Source organism: Achromobacter aegrifaciens, assembly GCF_902859965.1.
GTDB classification, from domain to species: Bacteria; Pseudomonadota; Gammaproteobacteria; order Burkholderiales; family Burkholderiaceae_B; genus Achromobacter; species Achromobacter aegrifaciens.
Map to the genome: position 1 here is coordinate 721,665 of NZ_CADIKO010000003.1, position 22,315 is coordinate 743,979.

Consider the following 22,315-nt stretch of genomic DNA (forward strand, 5'->3'; position numbering starts at 1 on the left):
TAACAGGAGACATAAATGCAAAAAACCCGGGATTTCCATTACCGCTCGATACATGACCGCGACGCGTTCTGGCGGGAAGAGGCCGGCCGCATCCACTGGGAGACGCCGTTCGAGTCCGTGCTGGACTTCTCCCGGCCGCCGTTCGCCAAGTGGTTCACGGGCGGGCGCACCAATCTCTGTTACAACGCCGTCGACCGCTGGCTGCCGACCCAGGCTGAAACGCCGGCCCTGATCTGGGTGTCCACCGAGGTCGACCGCGAGCGCGTCTACACGCGCCAGGAAATGTACGAAGAGGTCAACGCCGCCGCTGCCATGCTCAAGGAGCTCGGGGTGGGGCGCGGCGACCGGGTGCTGCTGTACATGCCCATGGTGCCGGAAGCCGTGTTCACCATGCTGGCGTGCGCGCGGATCGGCGCGGTGCATTCGGTGGTGTTCGGCGGCTTCGCCTCGGTCAACCTGGCCCAGCGCATCGACGACGCGGCGCCCAAAGTGGTGGTCTGCACCGACGGCGGTTCGCGCGGCGGCAAGGTCGTGCCCTACAAACCGCTGCTGGACCGCGCCTTGGCGCTGGCCAAGACGCCGCCGGCCTCGGTGGTGGTGTTCGACCGCGGCCTGGCGCCGTTCGAACCCGTCGCAGGACGCGACCTGGATTACGAGACGCTGCGCCAGCGCCACCTGGGCGCGCGGGTGCCGGTGGAATGGCTGGAGTCCTCGGAGCCCAGCTATATCCTCTATACCTCCGGCACCACCGGCAAGCCCAAGGGCGTGCAGCGCGATACCGGCGGCTATGCCGTGGCGCTGGCCTCGTCCATGGAATACCTGTTCGACGGCCGCGCCGGCGACACCTTCTTCTGCACCAGCGACATCGGCTGGGTGGTGGGCCATTCGTACATCATCTACGGCCCCCTGATCGGCGGGCAGGCGACGGTGCTGTATGAAGGCACCCCGGTGCGTCCGGACGGCGCCATCCTGTGGAAGCTGGTGGAGCAGTTCGGCGTCAACACCCTGTTCTCGGCGCCGACCGCGGTGCGCGTGCTCAAGCGCCAGGATCCGGAGCTGCTCAAGCGCCACGACCTGTCCTCGTTGCGTGCGGTCTATCTGGCGGGCGAACCGCTGGACGAGCCGACCGCGCAATGGATCTCGGGCGGCCTGGGCAAGCCCATCATTGACAACTACTGGCAGACGGAATCGGGCTGGCCGATCCTGTCGGCCCAGCCTGGCGTGGAAAAGGTCCCGACGCGCTTCGGCAGCCCGTCGTTCCCGGTATATGGCTTTGACGCGCGCATCGTCAGCGAGTCCACGGGCGAGGATCTGGGCCCCGACCAGAAAGGCGTGGTGGCCATCGTGCCGCCGCTGCCGCCGGGCGCCATGTCCACCATCTGGGGCGACGACGAGCGCTTCGTGCAGACCTACTTCACCTCCATTCCCGGCCGCCAGGTGTATTCGACCTTCGACTGGGGCCTGGTGGACGCCGACGGCTACTGGTTCATCCTGGGGCGCACGGATGATGTGATCAATGTGGCGGGCCACCGGCTGGGCACGCGCGAGATCGAGGAATCCGTCAATAGCCACAACGCGATTGCCGAATGCGCGGTCGTGGGCGTGGCGGACTCGCTCAAGGGCCAGGTTGCGATGGCGTTCGCCGTGCTCAAGAATCCCGCCGGAGCCGAAACCGAGGAAGGGGCAAAGCGCCTGGAAGGCGATATCATGCGGCTGGTGGAAGAGCAGCTGGGAGCGGTGGCTAGGCCCGCCAGGATCCGGTTCGTGGGCGCATTGCCCAAGACCCGTTCCGGCAAGGTCCTGCGCCGCGCGATCGTCGCGGTATGCGAAGGACGTGATCCCGGCGATCTGACCACCATAGAAGATCCCACCGCCCTGGAACAAATAAAGGAGTCGCTGCAATGAATACCAAACCCGTGCTGGCCGCCGAAGACGTCAAGAAGATCTTGGCTGCGGCCGAAGCACACGCCCTGCAGAACAAATGGGCGGTCGCCATTGCCGTTGTCGACGATGGCGGGCATCTGATGGGCATGCTGCGCCTGGATGGCGTGGCGCCGATTTCTTCCCATATTGCGCCGGCCAAGGCCAAGACTGCCGCCATGGGCTGCCGCGAATCGCGGATCTACGAAGAGATCATCAATAACGGGCGTTATTCGTTCCTGTCGGCGCCGCTCCTCGAAGGCATGCTGGAAGGCGGCGTCCCTATCGTGGCGAATGGCCATGTCGTCGGCGCCGTCGGCGTGTCGGGCGTGAAGTCGACCGAAGATGCGCTGATCGCTCAAGCTGGCATCGCCGCCCTGGGCCTATGAGCCACGGCGAGCCGTCGGATGCGCCGGCCGGCGCATCCGCGCAGAACGCCGGGGCAGGGGGCGACGGCCCCCTGAATCCCGGCGTGGCCAAACGCGAGGTCTGGGCCTGGGCCATGTACGACTTCGCCAATTCCGGCTACACCACCGTGATCCTCACGGCGGTGTTCAGCACCTATTTCGTCGGTGTGGTCGGCGGGCGCGCGCCCTGGGCCACGCTGGCCTGGACCGCGGCGCTGTCGCTGTCCTACCTCCTCATCATGCTGACCATGCCCACGCTGGGCGCCCGCGCCGATGCGCGCGCCAGCAAGCGCCGCCTGCTGTTTTCGAGCACGGTGGGTTGCGTGGCCGCTACGCTGGTGCTGACGCAGGCCGGGCCCGGGGACGTCTGGCTGGCGCTGGCCGCCATCGTCATTTCCAACTACTGCTATTGCGTCGGCGAATCCGTGGTCGCGGCCTTCCTGCCGGAACTCGCGCGGCCCTCTGCGCTGGGCCGCGTTTCGGGCTGGGGCTGGAGCTTCGGCTATTGCGGCGGCATGCTCACGCTGGGCTTGTCGCTGGTGGTCGTGACGCTGGCCGAGGGGCGTGGCGAGACGGCCGAGCATTTCGTGCCGTGGGTCATCGTGGTCACGTGCGCGGTGTTCGCGCTGGCGGCGCTGCCGTCCTTCTTCCTGCTGCGCGAACGCGCGAAGCCGCAGGCCGGCAAGCAGGAGGCGCTGCACATGCTCAAGCGCCTGGCCTATGCCTGGCGCGAAACCGGGCAGCATTTTCCGGAGTTCCGCCGCCTGCTCATGTGCATCGCCTGCTACCAGGGGGGCATTTCGGTGGTGATCACGCTGGCCGCGGTCTATGCCTCGGAGGTCATGGGCTTCACCACGCCGCAGATCATGCTGCTGGTGTTCACCGTAAACATCGGCGCGGCGGCCGGCGCGTTTTCGTTCGGCTACGTGCAGGACCGCATCGGCCACAAGCCGGCGCTGGCCCTGACGCTGTGCGGCTGGATCGTGATGGTGCTGGTGGCCTACGCCGCCGTGACCGCGCCCGTGTTCTGGGTCGCGGCCACGTTGGCCGGGCTGTGCATGGGCACCACGCAGAGCGCGGGCCGCGCCATGACCGGCGCGCTGGCGCCCGCCGGCCGGCTGGCAGAGTTCTACTCGCTGTGGACCTTCGCGGTGCAACTGGCCGCGGTGATCGGTCCGCTGACCTACGGCCTGGTGACCTGGGCCACGCACGGCAACCACCGGCTTGCGATCCTGGTGACCGGCCTGTTCTTCGTGGGCGGCCTCATCCTTTTGTCGCGCGTGGACGTGAAGCGCGGGCTGGAACGGCGCGCCGCCTGAGGCGCGCGGTTCGCGCAGGCTGCTATCCTTATGGACTGTCCGGTGCCGCCGCGTCGAGAGCGCGGCGGCACGCCTTGATTACCCGGCGCCGGCCTTGCGCCGCGGGCTCCGGCCCGCATTTTGCGTAAGGTGCCCGTAAGAGCGCGGCGATACGGTTGCGGTTGGGTAATGAACAAGCGGCACAAACAAACAGAATTACCGATTGGAGACAAAGATCATGTCGAACGCTATTGAGTCCGTACTGGTGGAAACCCGGGTGTTCCCGCCGCCCGAGCGCGCAGCAGAAGGCGCCGCGATTCCCAGCATGGAGGCCTACAACGCGCTGTGCGCGCAGGTCGAAAACGATTTCGACGGATTCTGGGCCGGGCAGGCGCGCGACAACCTGCAGTGGACCAAGCCGTTCACGCAGGTCCTGGACGAATCGGACGCGCCGTTCTACCGCTGGTTCGGCGATGGCGAATTGAACGTGTCGGCCAACTGTCTGGACGTGCACCTGACCAACGGCAATGCCGACAAGACCGCCATCATCTTTGAAACCGACGACGGCAAGGTCAACAAGGTCAGCTACCGTGAACTGCTGGCGCGCGTCTGCCGCTTTGCCAACGGCATGAAGGCGCTGGGCTACAACAAGGGCGACCGCGCCATCATCTACATGCCCATGTCGATCGAAGCCGTGGTGGCCATGCAGGCCTGCGCGCGCCTGGGCGTGACGCACTCGGTGGTGTTCGGCGGCTTCTCGGCCAAGAGCCTGCAGGAGCGCATCATGGACGTGGGCGCGTCCCTGGTCATCACCGCCGACGAGCAGGTGCGCGGCGGCAAGACCATCCCGCTGAAGCCCGCGGTCGAAGAAGCCTTCACCATGGGCGGCTGCGAGGCCGTGAGCAAGGTCATCGTGTACCGCCGCACCGGCGGCAAGGTGCAATGGAACGAAGGCCGCGACCTCTGGATGCACGACGTCGAAGCCGGCCAGCCCGACACCTGCGAACCCGTGCCGGTCAACGCCGAGCATCCGCTCTTCATCCTCTATACCTCCGGCTCCACCGGCAAGCCCAAGGGCGTGCAGCATTCCTCGGCGGGCTACCTGCTGTGGGCGCTGCTGACGGTGAAGTGGACCTTCGACGCCCGCAAGGACGACGTGTACTGGTGCACGGCCGACGTGGGCTGGGTCACCGGCCACACCTACATCACCTACGGTCCGCTGGCCGCCGGCCTGACGCAGGTGGTGTTCGAAGGCGTGCCGACCTATCCCAACGCCGGCCGCTTCTGGGACATGATCGCGCGCCACAAGGTCACCACCTTCTACACCGCGCCCACCGCGATCCGCTCGCTGATCAAGGCCGCCGAGGCCGCGCCCGAAGCGCATCCGCAGAACTACGACCTGGACAGCCTGCGCATCATCGGCACGGTGGGCGAGCCCATCAATCCCGAAGCCTGGATGTGGTACCACAAGAACATCGGCCGCGAACGTTGCCCCATCGTGGACACGTGGTGGCAAACCGAGACCGGCGGCCACATGATCACGCCGCTGCCTGGCGCCACGCCGACCAAGCCGGGTTCCTGCACCTTGCCGCTGCCGGGCATCGCCGCCGCCATCGTCGACGAGACCGGCGGCGACGTGGAGCAGGGCAATGGCGGCTTCCTGGTCATCAAGCGTCCGTGGCCCGCCATGATCCGCAACATCTGGGGTGACCCGGAGCGATTCAAGAAGAGCTACTTCCCCTCGGAACTGCGCGGCTACTACCTGGCCGGCGACGGCGCGCAGCGCGATGCCGACGGCTATTTCTGGATCATGGGCCGCATCGATGACGTGCTGAACGTGTCCGGCCACCGCCTGGGCACGATGGAAGTCGAGTCCGCGCTGGTGGCGCACGAACTGGTGGCGGAAGCCGCCGTGGTGGGCCGTCCGGACGACACGACGGGCGAAGCCGTGGTGGCCTTCGTGGTGCTCAAGCGTTCGCGTCCGGAAGGCGAAGAGGCGCAAGCCATCGCCAAGGTGCTGCGCGACTGGGTGGCCAAGGAAATCGGCCCCATCGCCAAGCCCAAGGACATCCGCTTCGGCGACAACCTGCCCAAGACCCGCTCGGGCAAGATCATGCGCCGCCTGTTGCGCGTGGTCGCCAAGGGCGAGGAAATCACGCAGGACGTTTCCACGCTGGAGAATCCGGCCATCCTGGATCAGTTGGCCAAGTCGCTGTGATCCTTCCCGTCCACTTGATGGACGGGAACGGCCCGCCTGCGGCCTCCGCGGGAGGCAAGGCAGGCGCATAATGTCATACGCCCGTATCGGAACCGCCGGTACGGGCGTATTTGCTTTTTCGCGTCCAGAATTTTTTCCCACGGAGCCGTGCCAGTGAGCCGCAGCAGTTTCGATCGAGCAGGGCTAGCCCTGATGTTCAGCACCATCCTGGTCTGGGCGGGCAGCTGGATCGCGATGAAACTGATCGTTCCCTACATCGGTCCCTTCGACTTCGTGGCGCTGCGCTACGTTTCGGGCGGCCTGGTGCTGTTCGCGCTGGCCATCGCGATGCGGCGGCCGCTGGCGATGCCGCCCTGGAAGCTGACATTGCTGATCGGTCTGACGCAGACGGCCGGATTCCAGGGTTTTGTACAGACGGCGCTGGTGTCGGGCGGCGTGGGCAAGGTCTCGCTCATGGCGTACACGATGCCGTTCTGGGTGATCCTCTTCGCGTGGTGGCTGTTGGGCGAACGTCCCACGGCGCGGCATGGGGTGGGCATTGCGCTGGCCGCCATCGGGCTGGTCTGCTTCGTCGAACCCTGGAACGGCCTGGGCGATATCCGGCCCGTGTTGCTGGGGCTGGGCAGCGGCCTGTGCTGGGGCGTGGGCACCGTGCTGTCCAAGCGCATGTTCGAGCGGCACGCGCCCGATGTGATGACATTCACCGCCTGGCAGATGCTGCTGGGCGGACTGGTCATGACGCCGGTCGCCTTTCTGGTGCCGCAGATGCCGGCCCAGTGGGGCTGGCAGCTTTGGGCCGGCATGGCCTACATCGTGCTGATCGCGACCGCCGCGGGCTGGTTGTTGTGGCTGCTGGTGGTGCGACTGGTGCCGGCGTCGATCGCAGGCCTGTCCAGCCTGGGCGTGCCAGTCGTGGCCATGCTGTTCGCCTGGGCGCTGCTGTCCGAGCAGCCTACCGCGGCTGAGCTGGGCGGCATGGCGCTGATCCTGGCCGGCATCTGGGTGGTGAGCCGCGCGGCGCCGGCGGCGCGCGCCGAATAAGCGCTTTCCATATTCCTTTTCCTATCCTGGGATTTTCCATGATCGATCTGCGTAGCGACACAGTCACCCGGCCATCCGCAGCCATGTTGCAGGCCATGGTCTGCGCGCCCCTGGGCGATGACGTGATGGGCGATGACCCGACCGTGATCCGCCTGCAGGAGGCGGTTGCCGAGCGCACGGGCAAGGCGGCCGGGCTATTTTTCCCCTCCGGCACGCAAAGCAATCTGGGGGCTCTGATGGCCCATTGCGAGCGCGGCGACGAGTACCTGGTGGGCCAGCTTGCGCACACCTATAAGTACGAAGGGGGCGGGGCGGCCGTGCTGGGCAGCATCCAGCCGCAGCCCATAGAACATGCGGCGGACGGCTCCTTGCCGCTGGACAAGTTGACCGCGGCGCTCAAGCCCGAGGGCGACGCGCATTTCGCCCGCACCCGCTTGCTGGCGCTGGAGAATACTTTCCACGGAAAGCTGATTCCGGCCAGCTACGTGCAGGCCGCGACCGACTGGGCGCGCCAGCATGGCCTGGCGACGCATCAGGACGGCGCCCGCGTGTTCAACGCGGCCGTCGCCAGCGGCAAGCCGGTGGCGGACCTGTGCGCGCCTTTCGACACGGTGTCCATCTGTTTTTCCAAGGGCCTGGGCGCGCCCGTGGGGTCGGTGCTGGTCGGCAGCGTCGAACTCATCGCCCGCGCCCGCCGCTGGCGCAAGATGCTGGGCGGCGGTTTGCGCCAGGCTGGCGTGCTGGCCGCGGCCTGCCTGTATGCGCTGGAGCACAACGTGGAGCGCCTGGCCGAAGACCACGAGAACGCCCGGCTGCTGGCAGAAGGGCTGCGCGCCATTCCGGGCGTAAAGGTATTGAGCCAGGACACCAACATGGTGTTCGCGGAATTCGAGCCCGCGCGCTGCGATGAACTCACCGCCAAGCTGGCGGCTGACGGTATCCAGATGCGGGCTGTGTATGGCGGCCCGACCCGCCTGGTCACGCACCTGGACGTGTCCGCCGCGGACGTGCGGCAGGTGGTCCAGGCGGTGACCCGGCACCTGGCATAAGCGGGGCGGGCGCTCAGGCGTCCGCGCGCAGCACGTCCGACAAGACCGAGAACAATTCGTCGATCTGCGCGCGCTCGATGATGAGCGGGGGCGACAACAGCATGGTGTCGCCCGCCGAACGGATCAGGCAGCCGCGTTCCAGGCAGGCCTGGTGCACGGCGTACGCCCGCTGGCCGGGCTTGCCTTCCAGCGGTTCGAGTTCGATGGCGGCCAGGAGGCCGATGTTGCGGATGTCCACTACGTGCGGCAGTCCCTTCAGGCTGTGCGCCGCGTCTTCCCAATAGCGCCAGAGTTCGCGGCTGCGCTGGAACAGGCCTTCGCGGCGGCAGATGTCCAGGGTCGCGAGGCCGGCGGCGCAGGCCACGGGATGGCCGGAATAAGTGTAGCCATGCGACAGCTCGATGGCGCTGTCCGGCCCCTGCATGAACGCATCGTAGACATGCTGCTGCACCAGCGTGGCGCCCATGGGGATGGCGCCGTTGGTCAGCCCCTTGGCGCTGGTGATGATGTCGGGCGTGACGCCGAAGTGCGATGAGGCGAACGCGCCGTCGATGCGGCCGAAGGCGCAGATCACTTCGTCGAAGATCAGCAGGATGCCGTGCGCGTCGCAGATCTGCCGCAGCTTCTGCAGATAGCCCTTGGGCGGCACCAGCACGCCGGTCGAGCCCGCCACGGGCTCCACGATGACGGCCGCGATGGTGGAGGCGTCATGCAGCGCGACGATGCGCTCCAGCGTATCGGCCAGGTGGGCGCCCCAGTCCGGCTGGCCGCGCGTGTAGGCCATCTGGCTGCGGTCATAGGTGTGCGGCAGGTGGTCCACGTAGGGCAGCAGATTGCCGAAAGGCTTGCGGTGGCCAGCGATGCCCGACACCGACAGGCCGCCGAACCCCACCCCGTGGTACGAGCGCTCGCGCCCGATCAGGCGCACGCGCTGGCCCTGTCCGCGCGCGCGGTGATAGCCCAGCGCGATCTTCAGCGCGGTGTCCACCGCTTCGGATCCGGAGTTCGAGAAAAACACGTTGGAGAACCCGGCGGGCGCTTCCTGGCGCAAGGACTCGGCCAGCTCGAAGGCCAGGGGATGGCTCATCTGGAACGACGGCGCGTAGTCCAGTTCATGGGCGGTGCGGGCGATTGCCTCGACGATTTCCGGGCGGCGGTGTCCGGCGTTCACGCACCACAGGCCCGCAATGCCGTCCAGCACGCGGCGTCCGTCCGGCCGGATGTAGTGCATGCCCTCGGCGGCGCTGAATAGCACGGGCGCGCGCTTGTAGCGGCGGTTCGCGGTGAAGGGCATCCAATAGGCTTCGGCGTTGATGGCGGGAGTGGGATGAGGCGCTGACGATGGCATGGGTGTTCCGGCGTGAAGAGATATTCGGGCTTTCTATTTTGTATTAATCAATTGATAAATACAATACAAGAAGACCCGAAGGTACGCCGCAACGCGGACGCCATGCGTGCCGAGGGCCCGCGACGGCGGGCTGGCGGATGAATGAAAGCGGAGAGGGTGTCAGGACACTTGCAGCGAGGTCTTCAAGTGGCGCCGCATGAGCTGCGAAGCCCACTCCTGGTCGCCGGCCTCGAGCGCGTCGATGATCTGCAGGTGTTCGCTGCTGGAGTTGATGAAGCGCGCGTCGCGGTAGAACGCGGCATGCTCTTCCAGCCGGCGCAATTGGTTCTGCTGCTGCACCGCCTGCAGGATGTAGCGGTTGCCCGAGAAGCGGGCCAGCATTTCGTGGAACGAGGCGTTGAGATTGAAGAACTCGGTGGCCGAGATGTCGGCGTCGCTGCGCGCGGCCAGCGCTTCATGCGCGGCGCGCATGCGGGCCAGCGCCTCGCGGTCCAGGCGGAACGTGGGTTCCAGCAGGCCGGCGCATTCGATCGTCATGCGGAAGCGGTAGCTCTCATTGAGCGCGTCGCGGTTTTCCAGCGACGGCGCGAATTGCCAGCCATGGCCCTTGCGCTTCTCGATCAGGCCGTCCGCGGAGAGCTGCAACAAGGTCTTGGTCAGCACGCTGCGCGGCGCTGGATAGCGCTGTTGCAGGTCGCGCTCGGTAAAGGTTTCCGGCAGCTCGCGCGAGGCGCGGTCATCGATCAGGCGCCGGTATAGCTCGTCCTGGGTGGGGCCGGCGCCCTCGATGGCGGGGGGCGCGGCCGCCGCATGCGCCGCTACCGTGTAGCCGCTGTTGGGGCGGTGCGTGATGAGGCCCTGCGCGGCCAGCAGCTTCAGCGCGCCGCGCACGGGCGTGCGCGACACCTCGTAGCTCGCGGCCAACGTTTCCTCGGACAGGTGGTCGCCGGGCGCATGGCGCCGGGCCACGATGTCTTCCGCGATAAGGCGCGCCAGGTCGACTTGCAGCGGAGTGGGGCGGGCGGGAGCGGCGTTGGACATGAAGGATGGGCGCGAAGGGCGACGGAGTCGGAATGGTACCGGAGAGCTACGCGCGCAACGTTCGCGATAGTGGCCCCGGGGAAACCCTTGTATTGAACTTTTTATTATATTAGTACAAAATTTGCCCGTCTTGAACCTTGCTCCGGAGCCTTGAGCCGTGACTTTGCCCACCCCCTTCCCCCTGGTCGATGTACAGGGCAGCCCATACGAGCGGGGCCGCCAGCATGGCGCCGCCGTCCCCGAGCGCGTGGCGCGCAGCGTGGCCCTCTACCGCGGGCAGCTGGAGCGGCGCGGCGTTGCCGCGGACCGCTTGAAGGAACTGGCCGCCGCCATGGTGCCGGTGGTGGGCGACTATGACGCGGCCTACCTGGAAGAGCTGCGCGGCATCGCCGACGGATCGGGCCAGGCGCTGGAGGATGTGGTGGTCATCAACTGCCGCACCGAAATGATGTTCGGCCATGCCGAGCTGGGCCGCGCCCGCAAGGGGCTGGACGATGGCTGCACCGGCCTGGTCGTGCTGCCCGAGGCCGCCGCCGGCGGCAAGCTCATGCATGCCCATAACTGGGACTGGCGCGAGGAATGCGTGGACACCGGCATCGTGCTGCGCATGCGCCGCGAAGACGGCCCCGACCTGCTGGTGTTCACGGAAGCCGGCAGCCTCGCGCGCCACGGTTTCAACAGCGCGGGCGTTTCCCTGTCCGGCAATTTCCTGTCTTGCGAACACGACTATCAGCGCCCCGCCGAGGTGCCGCTGGTGCTGGTGCGGCGCAAGATGCTGGAAGCCAGCAACATCTGCAACGCCATGAAGGTGCTGTGGGCCTCGCGCCGCTTTTGCTCCAACAACCTGATGCTGGCGCAGGCGCAGGGCGAGGCGGTCGACCTGGAGTGCTCGCCCGACGAAATCTTTTGGATCACCCCCGAGGACGGCCTGCTGGTACATGCCAACCACTGGATCAGCCCGCCCGCGCGCGCCAAGCTGTTCGACAAAGGGCTGGCGGCCAATCCGGATTCGATCTACCGCCAGCGCCGTGTGCAGGACATGCTGGCGCGCGCCACGGGCGGCATCGACTGGGACACGGTCAAGCGCATCCTGGCCGACGACTTCGCCGCGCCCGACGGCGTGCTGCGTTCGCCCAAGCCGGCCAGTTTCGACAGCATCTCGGCCACGGTGGCCACCACCTTGATGGAGCCCGCCAGCGGCGTGATGTGGATCGCGCGCAAGCCCTACGAAGGACGCAACTTCGCGGAGTACCGGCTCTTCTGAGCCGGCCCCCAGACCCGTATGCGGCGAGCGCCGCGCCTGGAGTGATCCCTATGAATTCGCATGCTACGCGCGCCAAGAACGCGCTGCTGTTGTCCGCCGCGCTGGCCGCCGCCGTGGCCGCTCTGCCCGCCGCCGTGCGGGCGCAGGCCGCCGCGCCAGAAATCCGCTACGCCGAAGGGTCGGGCACGCCGACCACGCTGCCCGGCGGGCGGTCCCGCAACACTTCCACCGACAACGTGCTGGCGCACGTGGTGGAGTCCCTGGTGGCGCTGCGCGCCGACATGAGCGTGGCCCCCATGCTGGCCGACAGCTGGACGCTGTCCGACGACAAGCGCGCCTATACCTTCAAGCTGCGCCAGGGCGTCACCTTCCATGACGGCACGCCCATGACCTCGGCCGACGTCAAATGGACCTACGACTACCTCAACGGCGCCCAGTCCGAGTACTCCTGCAAGAACCTCTACGACGGCAGCAAGGGCGCCAAGGTCGTGGCGGTGGAGACGCCCGATCCGGCCACCGTGGTGTTCAGGCTGGAGCAGCCCTACGCGCTGTTTCTGGACCAGATGGCCAGCGTGCAGTGCCCGATGCCGGTGCTGAGCGCCAAGAGCGTCGACGCCGACGGCAAGTGGGCCAGGCCCATCGGCACCGGTCCTTACGTGCTGGCGGAATGGAAGAAGGAACAGTACCTGCTGCTGACACCGTACGCCAGCTACAAGCCGCGCGAGGAAGCGCCCAGCGGCATGGCCGGCAAGAAAGTGGCGCGGGCCAATGTGCGCTTCGTGGTGATTCCGGATGCGGCCGCGCAGAAGGCGGCGCTCATGGCGGGGCAGGTCGACGCCTACAACGCTGACGAAGACAATCTGCCGGCCAAGGACCCGCGCTGGAACATCGTCACCGAGCAGGGCCTGGACACCGTCAACCTGCTGATGCAGACGCGCGCGCCCTTGCTGTCGGATGTGAACATGCGCCGCGCCATCGCGCTGGCGCTGGACTTTCCCGGCATCGCCAAGGCTTTGAATAACGGCCAGGCGGCCTATAACCCGTCCCTGGTGCCCGCGGCCAGCGTCTACTACTCCGAGGCCGACCGCGCCGGCTACGAGAAGAACCTGAAAGAGGTCAAGCGCCTGCTCGATGCCGCCGGCTACCGCGGCGAGCCCCTGAAGCTGCAGGCCAACAAGCGCTATCCCTACCTGTACCGCGTCGCGGTGGTGACGCAGCAGCTGTTGGGCAAGGCCGGCATCAAGGCCGAGCTGGACATGCTGGAATGGGGCACCCAGGTGACCAACTTCCGCGAAGGCAAGTTCCAGCTGATGGCATTCGCGTATTCCGCGCGCACGGAGCCGGCGCTGATGTTCCGCGACGTGATCGGCGATAAGTCCAAAACGCCCATGGCCCAGTGGGAAAGTCCGGAGGCCGCGGCCATCCTGGAAGGCATAGAAGCCGAATCCGATCCTGCCGTGCGTAAGCAGGCCTTCGACAAGCTGCATGCCCTGATGCTGCGCGACACGCCGCTGCTGATGTACTACAACAAGCCCGGCTATGTGGTCGTCTCCAGCAAGCTGCAGGGCTTTACCGGCTGGCCGCTGCGCAAGCCGCGTTTCTTCAACGTGACCAAGAACTGAGGCGCCGTGCTGGGCTATCTACTCAAGCGCATCGCGGCGTCGGTGCCCACCGTGATCGTCGTCACGGTGCTCGTGTTCGCGCTGATACGCGCGATCCCCGGGGATCCTGCGTCGCTGATGCTGGGCGATATCGACAACCCGGCGCTGCTGGCGGAAATGCGCCACGCGCTGGGGCTGGACCGTCCTGTAGGCGAGCAGTTCCTGATCTGGGTGGGCAACGCGCTGCAGGGCGACCTGGGCATGTCCATCGCGCGGCGCGAACCCGTGATGCATCTGGTGCTGACGCATTTTGCGGTGACGGCCCAGGTGGTGCTGACCGCCACGCTGCTGGCCTGCCTGGTGGCGGTGCCCGCCGGCATGGTGGCCGCCTGGCGCCAGAACCGCCGCGCCGACACCGCCATCGTGTCGACCTCGATCCTGTTCGTGTCCATGCCCAGCTTCTGGGTCGGCATCCTGCTGATCTGGTTGTTTGGCGTGAAGCTGAACTGGCTGCCGGTGTATGGCTTCGAATCCATCGCCCAGGGCGGACTGGGCGCGGCGCGGTATCTGGTGCTGCCGGTCTGCGCCATCGTGCTGACGGAAATCGCGGCCATCACGCGCATGATGCGCGCCAGCACCATCGAGACGCTGCGGCTGGAATACGTGGCGCATGCGCGCGCCAAGGGCCTGCCGGAAAAGCGCGTCATGCTGCGCCATGTGCTGCCCAATTCGTTCGGCCCCACCTTGACGGTGATCGGCCTGATGCTGGGCCATCTGCTGTCGGGCGCCGCGGTGATCGAGACCGTGTTCACGCTGCCGGGCATCGGGCGGCTGCTGGTGGAAAGCATCTATGCGCGGGACTACCCCGTGGTGCAGGGCTGCCTGCTGTTCATCGCGCTCTTGTACGTGGCGGTCAACCTGGTGGTGGATCTGCTGTATCCGCTGTTCGACCCGCGCGTGAAGCTTCAATAGGATCATCATGGGCTTTAAACATACCAATGCCGTCCTGGGCGGCGCGCTGGTCGGGGGCGTCGTGCTGCTGGCCCTGGTCGGGCTGGTGTACACGCCGCACGATCCGCTGGAAGGCGATCTGCTGGCGCGCTTTTCGCCGCCGTCGGCGGAGTACTGGCTGGGCACCGATGAATTCGGCCGCGACGTGCTGTCGCGGCTGATGGCGGGCGCCGGGGTCAGCGTGGCGGTCAGCGTGTTTTCCGTGCTGCTGGCGCTGCTCTTGGGCACGACGATAGGCGTCACGGCCGGCTATGCGGGCGGCTGGGTCGATCGCGGCATCACCGTGCTGGTGGAATCGCTGATGGCGTTTCCGGGCCTCCTGCTCGCGCTCGGGATCATGACCGTGCTGGGGCCGTCCAAATGGGGCGTGGTGCTGGCGCTGGGCCTGGCGTATTCGCCGTCGGTGTCGCGCATCGCGCGCGGCGCGGCGCTGTCCCTGCGCCAGCGCGATTTCGTCATTGCCTCGCGCGCCACCGGCCATGGGGGGCTATGGACCGTGTTCCGCCACGTACTGCCCAACTGCCTGCCGCCGTTGCTGATCTTCGCGACCTCGATCTTCGGTTCCGCCCTGCTGGCGGAAAGCGCGCTGAGCTTCCTGGGCCTGGGCGTGCCGCCGCCGCTGGCCACCTGGGGCGGCATGCTGTCCGAAAGCCGCAACGCCATGGACCAGGCCATCTGGCTGGCGGTGTTTCCGGGCGCCATGATTTCGTTGAGCCTGCTGGGCATCAATCTGCTGGGCGATGCGGTGCGCGATCTGCTGGATCCGCGCATGCGGGGGGTGATGGCATGAGCGCTGCGCAACCCTTGCTGTCCGTGCGCGACCTGGAGATCCGCTTTCCGGGCAAGCGCGACGCCGCGCCGGTGGTGAACCGGGTGTCATTCGATCTGCACGCAGGCGAATCGCTGTCCATCGTCGGTGAGTCCGGCAGCGGCAAGACGCTGATCGGCAAGACGCTGCTGGGCCTGTTGCCCGATTCGGCGCGCATCACCGGCGGACAGGCGCTGTTCGAAGGCCAGGACCTGTTGCAGCAGGCGCCGCGCGACTGGCTGGCGAAGCGCGGCACCGGCATCGGCATGGTGTTCCAGGAGCCGATGGTGTCGCTCAACCCGGCGTTCCGCGTGGGCGAACAACTGATCGAGGCGCTGGTTCTGCGCCGTGGCATGGCGCGCCGCGAGGCCTGGGACGAAGCCGTCCGGATGCTGGAGCGGGTGCGCGTGCGCGACGCGCAGGATTGCATGAAGCGCTATCCGCATGAATTCTCCGGCGGCATGCGCCAGCGCATTCTGCTGGCGGGCGTGATGCTGCTCAAGCCGCGCCTCCTGATCGCGGACGAACCCACTACCGCGCTGGACTGCGTGGTGCAGAAGGAAGTGCTGGACCTGATGTGCGAACTGACGCGCGAGCAGGGCACGGCGCTGATCTTCATCAGCCACAACCTGGCGCTGGTGGCCGCGTACACGCAGCGCGTGCTGGTGATGTGCCGCGGCCGGGCGGTCGAGACCGGGCCGGTGGCCGAGGTGCTGTCGCGGCCGGCGGATCCGTACACGCTCAGCCTGCTGGACGCGTTGCCCAAGCGCGGTCCGGCCCGGCCTGCCGTCGAAGCGGCGCCCATCCTGCAGGTGGACGGATTGGCGATCGACTACTCGGTCCGCGAGGGCTGGTTCCGCAAGCGCGCGGTGCGCGCCGTGCACCGCGCGACGTTCGCGGTGGCGCCGGGGGAAACGCTGGCCATCGTCGGCGAATCGGGCAGCGGCAAGACCACGGTCATGATGTCCATCCTGGGACTGGTGCCGCAGGCGCAGGGGCGCATCGAACTGGACGGCCAAGCCTTGCCCGCGGGCGGTTCGGGGCAGTCGTGGCAGGCGGCGCGCCGGCGGGTGCAGATGGTGTTCCAGGATCCCTATTCATCGCTGGATCCGCGCATGACCATCGGCGACCTGGTGGGGGAGGGCCTGCGGCTGGAAGGCGGCATGACGGCGGACATCCGCCGCAAGCGCGTGGCCGACGCGTTGCGGGACGTGGGCCTGGGCGAGGACTACGCCGAGCGCTATGCGCACGAGCTGTCCGGCGGCCAGCGCCAGCGCGTGGCCATCGCGCGGGCGCTGGTGCTGCGGCCCGAGGTCATCATCGCGGACGAGCCAGTGTCGGCGCTGGACGTCACCGTGCAGAAGCAGGTGCTGGAGACTCTGATGTCGCTGCAGCGTTCACACGGCTTTGCCTGCCTGCTGATCTCGCATGACCTGGGCGTGGTCGAGCAGATCGCCGACCGCGTGGTGGTGATGCTGCGCGGCCATATCGTCGAAGAAGGCACTCGCGACGAAGTGTTCGACCGGCCCACGCATCCCTACACGCGCCGCCTGTTGCAGGCGGTGCCGGAACTGCGCGGCAACCGGACCGAGGGCTTTCGCGTGGAAGTGCGCGACCTGCCGGCGGGCCCGGGGCGCGACGAGGCCGATTACTTCGATCCCTCGTCCGCGCCGGGCCTGCCCGCAATGACGGCGGTACTCGAATCAGGCGCGACCCACCGGGTGGCGCTGGCGGCAGCCGCGGCCGGGGCCTGAGGCGGGGGCCTCAGCCGTGCCGCTCGCGGCTGTCGACGGGCGCCGCGTCGCGCTGGTTCATGCCGTAGTCGCGCAGCACCTGTGCCACGCGCAGGCGGTAATTGGCGAAGACACCGCCGCGCCCGGCTTCCTGGGCCCGGCGGTGCGACTCCAGCGTGCGCCAGCGCTGGACCGCCGCTTCATCGCGCCAGAACGACAGCGACAGCAGCTTGCCCGGATCGCTCAGGCTCTGGAAGCGTTCGACCGAGACGAAGCCGTCAATGGCCTTCAGCTCGTCGATCAGGCTGGCGGCGATGTGCAGATAGGGATCGGGGTTGCCGTGGGCGGGTTCGACTTCGAATATCACTGCGATCATGGTGCTTGTTCCTCGGAAAAATCAAACTGCGGCACGCGCGCGTTGGGCAGCGGCCGGTAACGGAAACGGGCCGCCAGCGCCGCGGCATCCAGGCCTGCGCGCAGCAGGCGAGTGAGCGCGCCCGCCGCATGCTGGCGGGCCGGAAGGCGGCCCGGGCAGGCATGCCCGAAAGCGCCGAAAGTCCAGTGCGCCTCGGGTTGCACCGTGGCAGCCGCGGCCAGCACCAGCAGCACGGTCTGGCCGGCTTCGATGCGCAAGCCGCAGACGTCCATGCCCGCGGCGAGAAAGCGCCGCGTGTTGTGCAACGGCGGGTCGCTGCGTTCCACGTCGTCCACCAGTGCCAGCGCCGCAGCGTCCGTGAGATCCGCGCGCAGGCCGCGCCGTCCGGCCAGGACGATGGCGTTGCCCAGCAGGCCGGCGCCCGCCTCGCAGGACTGGAACAGCAGGCCGGCCAGGTTGGCGGCCAGCACCGCGGGCGCTATCTCCGCCCGCGCGCCGTCTTCGCGCAGCCGGCGCAGGGCCGGCGCGGCGTCGGGGGCTTGCAGATGCGATTCCAGGCGTGTCTGCAGGCGCTGCGCTGCGGCGTGTCCCGCTTCGATGCGATCCGCCGCTGCGGCGGCGGGCAGCGCGGACAGGAACGCCGCAATATCGGCGGCGCAATCTGCATACAGGTCAGGCGGCAGCCCCAGGAAGGCGGCTTGCGCATGCACCGGCGCGGCGCTCAGGTAACGGTCGACGGCGGCGGCGTCCAGGGGGCCGGGATCGGGACACGCGGGCGTACAGGGCCGCGCCGATTGTTCGCGGAGGTAGGCGCTCAGCAGGGCCTTCACCTGCGTGTGCGTTGCGCTGTCGTTCATGCGCACGAAGCGGCCGAAGAGTTCGCCCGCCGGGCCTGGACACAGCGCCTTGGGCACGGGCTCCGCGGCCGGGCGCACGCGCGCGGCCGGATGCTGCATGATGGCCGCTATCGCGTCCGGATGGCTGGCCACCCACAGGTCCAGCGCCGCCTCGCGATACAGCGGCCGCTCGCGCGCCAGCGCGGCGTAGTACGGGTAGGGGTCGGGGTGAGTGACCGCCTGCAGGGGATGGGCAGGATGCATGGCGATGGCCGGTAATGGATACGGCCGCCAGTATCCGCCAGCCTTGACGGCCACGATTCGATGCGCGGCGAACTATGCCTGCGGCGCGTCCGGGTTGCCTGCCGCCGCCAGCAGCGCGGCATAGCCGAGCCGCGAGTCCGGCCATTGCAGGGTGAAGCCGCTGGCGCGCAGGCGAGCGTTGCTCAGCTTCTTGCTGCCGACGTTGGCCGGCGCCGGCGCCTCGCGCGGCGCGGGGGCGCCGATCAGCCTGGCGAGGTCGGCATAGAGCTCGTGCAGGGGCAGCGGCGTATCGTCGCAGCCTATGTAGACAGGCGCGACGTCGGGCAGCAGCGCCAGATGGACCACGGCCCCCGCCGCGTCGTCGATGTGGATGCGGTTGGCCCAGTGTTCGGGAGCGGTCGGCGCGCCTGCCGCGCCTTGGCGCAGGCGTTCGATCAAGTGCAGGCGTCCGGGGCCGTAGAGGCCCGCCAGGCGCAAGGCGGTCGAGGGCAGGCCGCGGGCCGCCAGCGCGGCTTCGGCCTCGAGCAGGATGCGGCCATTGACGCCCAGCGGCGCGGGCGGCGTGTCTTCGTCGACCCAGCCGCCTTCGTGTTCGCCGTAGACCGCGCTGGACGAGATGAACACGATGCGCTTGAGCTGTGTGGCGTCCAGCGCGTCCAGCACGTGTTTCAGGCCATCGACGAACACCGCGCGGTAGGCGGCGGCTTCGCGCGCGCCGGGCGCGGGCAGGTGGATGAGCCGCGTGACACCCGGGGGCAGGGCGGGCAGCCCGTCGGCGCGGGAGATGTCGCCCCGCAGCCAGTGGATGCCGTCCGCATCCCCTACCGGTGGATTGCGGCGCAGCGCGTAGACTTCGTCGCCGCGCGCCAGGAAACGCCGGGCCGCGCGCTGACCCAGGTCGCCGCAGCCGATAAGGAGTACGCGTTCGGTCATGGAGAGTTCTGCCTGTCGAAAAAAAAGCGCCCCGCGGGGCGCCTTCGGTGGCCGGGCGCGGGCGTCCGGTAGCGTTACATGCCGCTGTACACGGGCCCTTCGCCGCCTTGCGGGGCCACCCAGACGATGTTCTGGGTCGGGTCCTTGATGTCGCAGGTCTTGCAGTGCACGCAGTTCTGCGCGTTGATCTGCAGGCGGTCCTCGCCGTGGTCGTCCTTGACGAATTCGTACACGCCCGCCGGGCAGTAGCGCGATTCCGGGCCGCCATACTTGGCCAGGTTGACCTGCACTGGCACGGACGGATCCTTCAGCGTCAGGTGGACGGGTTCGTTCTCGTCATGGTTGGTGTTCGAGATGAACACCGAGCTGAGCTTGTCGAAGGTCAGTTTGCCGTCGGGCTTGGGGTAGTCGATGCGCGCGCATTGCGATGCGGGTTGCAGACAGGCGTGGTCGGGTTTGTTGTGGCGCAGGGTCCACGGCATCTTGCCCTTGAGCAGCAGCTGTTCGACGCCGGTCATCACGGTGGCGATGGTGCGGCCCTTCTTGAACCACTGCTTGAAGTTGCGCGCCTTGTTCAGTTCCGCATGCAGCCAGGAAGACTCGAAGGCCGCGGGGTAGGCGGCCAGCTCGTCCTGGCGGCGGTCAGCGACCAGCGCGTCGAACGCGGCTTCGGCGGCCAGCTTGCCGGACTTGATGGCGGCGTGGCTGCCCTTGATGCGCGAGGCGTTGAGGAAACCGGCTTCGCAGCCGACCAGCACGCCGCCCGGGAAAGTCAGCTTGGGCAGGGCCAGCAGGCCGCCCGCGGTGATGGCGCGCGCGCCGTAGGCGATGCGCTTGCCGCCTTCAAAGGTGCCGCGGATGGCGGGGTGCGTCTTGTAGCGCTGGAATTCGTCGAACGGCGACAACCAGGGGTTGGCGTAGTCCAGGCCCACGATCATGCCCACCGCCACCAGGTTGTTGTCCAGGTGATAGAGGAAGGAGCCGCCGTAGGTGTCGGCGTCCAGCGGCCAGCCGGCGGTGTGGATCACCAGGCCGGGCTTGGATTGGGCCGGATCGACTTCCCACATTTCCTTGATGCCGATGCCGTAGGACTGAGGATTGCGGCCGTCGTCCAGCTTATAGCGTTCGATCAGCTGGCGGCCCAACTGGCCGCGCGCGCCTTCGGCGAACACGGTGTAGCGGGCGTGCAGCTCCATGCCGGGCTGGTAATGGTCGGTGTGCGAACCGTCGCGGGCCACGCCCATGTCGCCGGTGGCCACACCGCGGACCGCGCCGTTTTCGTCGTACAGCACTTCCACGGCTGCGAAGCCCGGGAAGATGTCCACGCCCAGGGCCTCGGCCTGCTCGCCCATCCACTTCACGACATCGCCCAGACGGACGATGTAGTTGCCTTCGTTGTGGAAACAGGGCGGCAGCAGCCAGTTGGGCGTGGTGCGCGCGCCGGTCTCGGACAGGAACATGAACTTGTCATGCGTGACGGGCACGTTCAGGGGCGCGCCTTTTTCCTTCCAGTCGGGGATGAGCTCGGTCAGCGCCAGCGGGTCCATGACGGCGCCGGACAGGATGTGTGCACCCAGTTCCGCGCCCTTTTCAAGTACGCAGACGCCGATTTCCTGATTCTTCTCAGCGGCCAACTGCTTAAGACGGATAGCAGTGGCCAGGCCGGCGGGTCCACCGCCAACCACGACCACGTCATATTCCATCGACTCGCGTTCAGACATTGCAAAGCTCCCCGTATGTATTCCATATATGGCTGGAAGTATTATCGGCGATTGTATTGCAGGCGGAGGCCATGGTTGCCTTCGTATTTCTTTTAGCCATCAGGAGTAATTGGTGAACGCGGACAAAACCTCAGCGCGGATCCTGGCCGTGGGAGATACCCATCAAGTCGAACTGCCTTTGCGGTGGGGCGACTCGGACGCTCTGAATCATCTGAACAATGCGATGTATTTCCGCCTCATGGAAGAGGCCCGGATACAGATACTCTATGGCGCGGGTTTCGCGCTCCCCGCAGATCAGGGGCTCATCCTGGCGCATGCGTCCTGCGATTTTCTGCGGCCGCTGACCTATCCCGCCAATGTGCTCGTGACGCACAAACTCATGCGCATAGGCCGATCCAGCGCCGAATTCGAATTGCTGCTGGAGAAGGCGGGCGACGAAGGCGGTCCGTATGCCCGCGCGCGCAACGTGCTAGTCTGGATGGACTATGTGGTCAATGCGTCCGCCCCGTGGCCGCAAGAGGTGCTGTCCAAGCTGGGCGCCATGTTCAAGCCCGGGGCTTGAATCGGCGCCGGCCAAAATAGCGCGTGCGTTGGCCGGCCATGCCGGTAAAATCAGCGCAAAATCAAAAAAGCAATAAGGGCGCGCCACCCTAGGCGCCAGCCGCACAGGACTCCGTACGGTGTTGCTGGGACCGGCGTCGGCAGCCGCGCCCTCTTCAAGTTCGACCTTAACTAGGAGTTGGAGCGATGGACAAGGTTTTTGCAAGCGCCCAGGAGGCGCTGGCAGGCATCGTCAAGGACGGCCAGATGATTGCCGTGGGCGGTTTCGGCCTTTGCGGCATTCCCGAGGCACTGATCGCCGCGCTGCGCGATTCGGGCGTGAAGGATCTCACTTGCATCAGCAATAACGCGGGCGTCGACGGCTTTGGCCTGGGCCAGCTGCTCAATACGCGCCAGGTCCGCAAGATGATTGCGTCCTACGTGGGCGAGAACAAGGAATTCGAGCGCCAGTACCTGTCCGGCGAACTCGAGCTGGAGTTCACTCCCCAGGGCACGCTGGCCGAGAAGCTGCGCGCCGGCGGCGCCGGCATCCCGGCCTTCTTCACCCGCACCGGCGTGGGCACCATCGTCGCCGACGGCAAGGAAATCCGCGAGTTCGATGGCCAGCAGTACGTGATGGAGCGTTCGCTGGTGCCGGACGTGTCGCTGGTCAAGGCGCACATCGCCGACCGCAGCGGCAACCTGGTGTTCCGCAAGACCGCCCGCAACTTCAATCCGAACGTCGCCATGGCGGGCAAGTTCACGGTGGTCGAAGTCGAGGAAATCGTTGACACCGGCAGCCTGGATCCCGATCAGATCCATCTGCCCGGCATCTATGTGCATCGGATCGTGCTGAATGCAACGCCCGAAAAGCGCATCGAACAACGCACCACTCGCCCGGCCTAA

19 protein-coding genes are annotated in these 22,315 nt (G+C 67.3%); 13 read left to right on the forward strand and 6 right to left on the reverse strand.

What is annotated here, in order from left to right:
• The first annotated feature begins 15 nt into the window (after positions 1-15).
• The 6 genes from HV793_RS22355 to ltaE all read left to right on the forward strand — a co-directional run bounded on the left by HV793_RS22355 (position 16) and on the right by ltaE (position 7,933).
• Positions 16-1,905, forward strand: a complete 1,890-nt coding sequence (locus tag HV793_RS22355; RefSeq protein ID WP_054450664.1) for a propionate--CoA ligase — start codon at positions 16-18, stop codon at positions 1,903-1,905.
• The gene (locus HV793_RS22360) at positions 1,902-2,309 is read left to right on the forward strand and encodes a heme-binding protein (RefSeq protein ID WP_088139066.1); all 408 of its coding nucleotides are present in this window, start codon (positions 1,902-1,904) and stop codon (positions 2,307-2,309) included. The genes HV793_RS22355 and HV793_RS22360 overlap by 4 nt, the downstream gene beginning before the upstream one ends.
• Positions 2,306-3,646, forward strand: coding sequence for an MFS transporter (locus tag HV793_RS22365; protein WP_175213957.1), 1,341 nt, complete (start codon positions 2,306-2,308; stop codon positions 3,644-3,646). Before HV793_RS22360 ends, HV793_RS22365 begins: the two co-directional genes overlap by 4 nt.
• Positions 3,647-3,863: 217 nt before the next feature.
• On the forward strand, positions 3,864-5,843 hold the full coding sequence (gene acs / locus HV793_RS22370) for an acetate--CoA ligase (protein WP_175213958.1): 1,980 nt from the start codon (positions 3,864-3,866) through the stop codon (positions 5,841-5,843).
• A gap of 153 nt (positions 5,844-5,996) precedes the next feature.
• Complete coding sequence (locus HV793_RS22375; protein ID WP_119450963.1) at positions 5,997-6,884, forward strand: DMT family transporter; 888 nt, start codon at positions 5,997-5,999, stop codon at positions 6,882-6,884.
• 38 nt (positions 6,885-6,922) lie between these two features.
• A complete protein-coding gene (ltaE, locus tag HV793_RS22380; RefSeq protein ID WP_175213959.1) occupies positions 6,923-7,933 on the forward strand; it encodes a low-specificity L-threonine aldolase in 1,011 nt (336 codons plus the stop codon).
• Between the two features lie 13 nt (positions 7,934-7,946).
• Here the strand turns inward: ltaE and aptA are convergent, their stop codons facing one another.
• Both aptA and HV793_RS22390 read right to left on the reverse strand, forming a co-directional pair.
• Positions 7,947-9,281 (reverse strand): omega-aminotransferase AptA, encoded by a 1,335-nt coding sequence (gene aptA / locus HV793_RS22385; RefSeq protein WP_125472906.1) that lies wholly within the window; start codon positions 9,279-9,281, stop codon positions 7,947-7,949.
• Between the two features lie 159 nt (positions 9,282-9,440).
• Entirely contained in the window at positions 9,441-10,322 is an 882-nt protein-coding gene (locus HV793_RS22390) for a GntR family transcriptional regulator (RefSeq protein ID WP_054450677.1), read from the reverse strand.
• A gap of 157 nt (positions 10,323-10,479) precedes the next feature.
• Here HV793_RS22390 and HV793_RS22395 point away from each other — a divergent pair, with 157 nt between their 5' ends.
• From HV793_RS22395 to HV793_RS22415, 5 genes are read left to right on the forward strand one after another with little or no spacing between them, the layout of a single operon-like run.
• Entirely contained in the window at positions 10,480-11,586 is a 1,107-nt protein-coding gene (locus HV793_RS22395; RefSeq protein WP_054450679.1) for a C45 family autoproteolytic acyltransferase/hydrolase, read from the forward strand.
• 50 nt (positions 11,587-11,636) lie between these two features.
• Positions 11,637-13,208 carry an ABC transporter substrate-binding protein gene (locus HV793_RS22400; protein WP_175213960.1) on the forward strand — a complete coding sequence of 524 codons (1,572 nt, stop codon included), beginning with the start codon at positions 11,637-11,639 and terminating at the stop codon, positions 13,206-13,208.
• Between the two features lie 6 nt (positions 13,209-13,214).
• Positions 13,215-14,159, forward strand: a complete 945-nt coding sequence (locus tag HV793_RS22405; protein WP_013392266.1) for an ABC transporter permease — start codon at positions 13,215-13,217, stop codon at positions 14,157-14,159.
• A 7-nt stretch (positions 14,160-14,166) separates the two neighbouring features.
• The gene (locus HV793_RS22410) at positions 14,167-14,988 is read left to right on the forward strand and encodes an ABC transporter permease (protein ID WP_054450682.1); all 822 of its coding nucleotides are present in this window, start codon (positions 14,167-14,169) and stop codon (positions 14,986-14,988) included.
• The gene (locus HV793_RS22415) at positions 14,985-16,760 is read left to right on the forward strand and encodes an ABC transporter ATP-binding protein (RefSeq protein WP_175213961.1); all 1,776 of its coding nucleotides are present in this window, start codon (positions 14,985-14,987) and stop codon (positions 16,758-16,760) included. The genes HV793_RS22410 and HV793_RS22415 overlap by 4 nt, the downstream gene beginning before the upstream one ends.
• Positions 16,761-16,770: 10 nt before the next feature.
• Here the strand turns inward: HV793_RS22415 and HV793_RS22420 are convergent, their stop codons facing one another.
• The 4 genes from HV793_RS22420 to HV793_RS22435 form a co-directional block, all read right to left on the reverse strand.
• Entirely contained in the window at positions 16,771-17,115 is a 345-nt protein-coding gene (locus tag HV793_RS22420; RefSeq protein WP_175213962.1) for an antibiotic biosynthesis monooxygenase family protein, read from the reverse strand.
• A complete protein-coding gene (locus tag HV793_RS22425; protein WP_175213963.1) occupies positions 17,112-18,215 on the reverse strand; it encodes a cytochrome P450 family protein in 1,104 nt (367 codons plus the stop codon). The genes HV793_RS22420 and HV793_RS22425 overlap by 4 nt, the downstream gene beginning before the upstream one ends.
• Positions 18,216-18,287: 72 nt before the next feature.
• Positions 18,288-19,148 carry an NAD-dependent epimerase/dehydratase family protein gene (locus HV793_RS22430; protein WP_175161943.1) on the reverse strand — a complete coding sequence of 287 codons (861 nt, stop codon included), beginning with the start codon at positions 19,146-19,148 and terminating at the stop codon, positions 18,288-18,290.
• A 74-nt stretch (positions 19,149-19,222) separates the two neighbouring features.
• Positions 19,223-20,869 (reverse strand): electron transfer flavoprotein-ubiquinone oxidoreductase, encoded by a 1,647-nt coding sequence (locus HV793_RS22435; protein ID WP_054450691.1) that lies wholly within the window; start codon positions 20,867-20,869, stop codon positions 19,223-19,225.
• Between the two features lie 112 nt (positions 20,870-20,981).
• Here HV793_RS22435 and HV793_RS22440 point away from each other — a divergent pair, with 112 nt between their 5' ends.
• Together HV793_RS22440 and HV793_RS22445 are read left to right on the forward strand one after the other, a co-directional pair.
• A complete protein-coding gene (locus HV793_RS22440; RefSeq protein WP_119450957.1) occupies positions 20,982-21,431 on the forward strand; it encodes an acyl-CoA thioesterase in 450 nt (149 codons plus the stop codon).
• Positions 21,432-21,616: 185 nt separating this feature from the next.
• Positions 21,617-22,315 carry a CoA transferase subunit A gene (locus HV793_RS22445; protein WP_025137174.1) on the forward strand — a complete coding sequence of 233 codons (699 nt, stop codon included), beginning with the start codon at positions 21,617-21,619 and terminating at the stop codon, positions 22,313-22,315.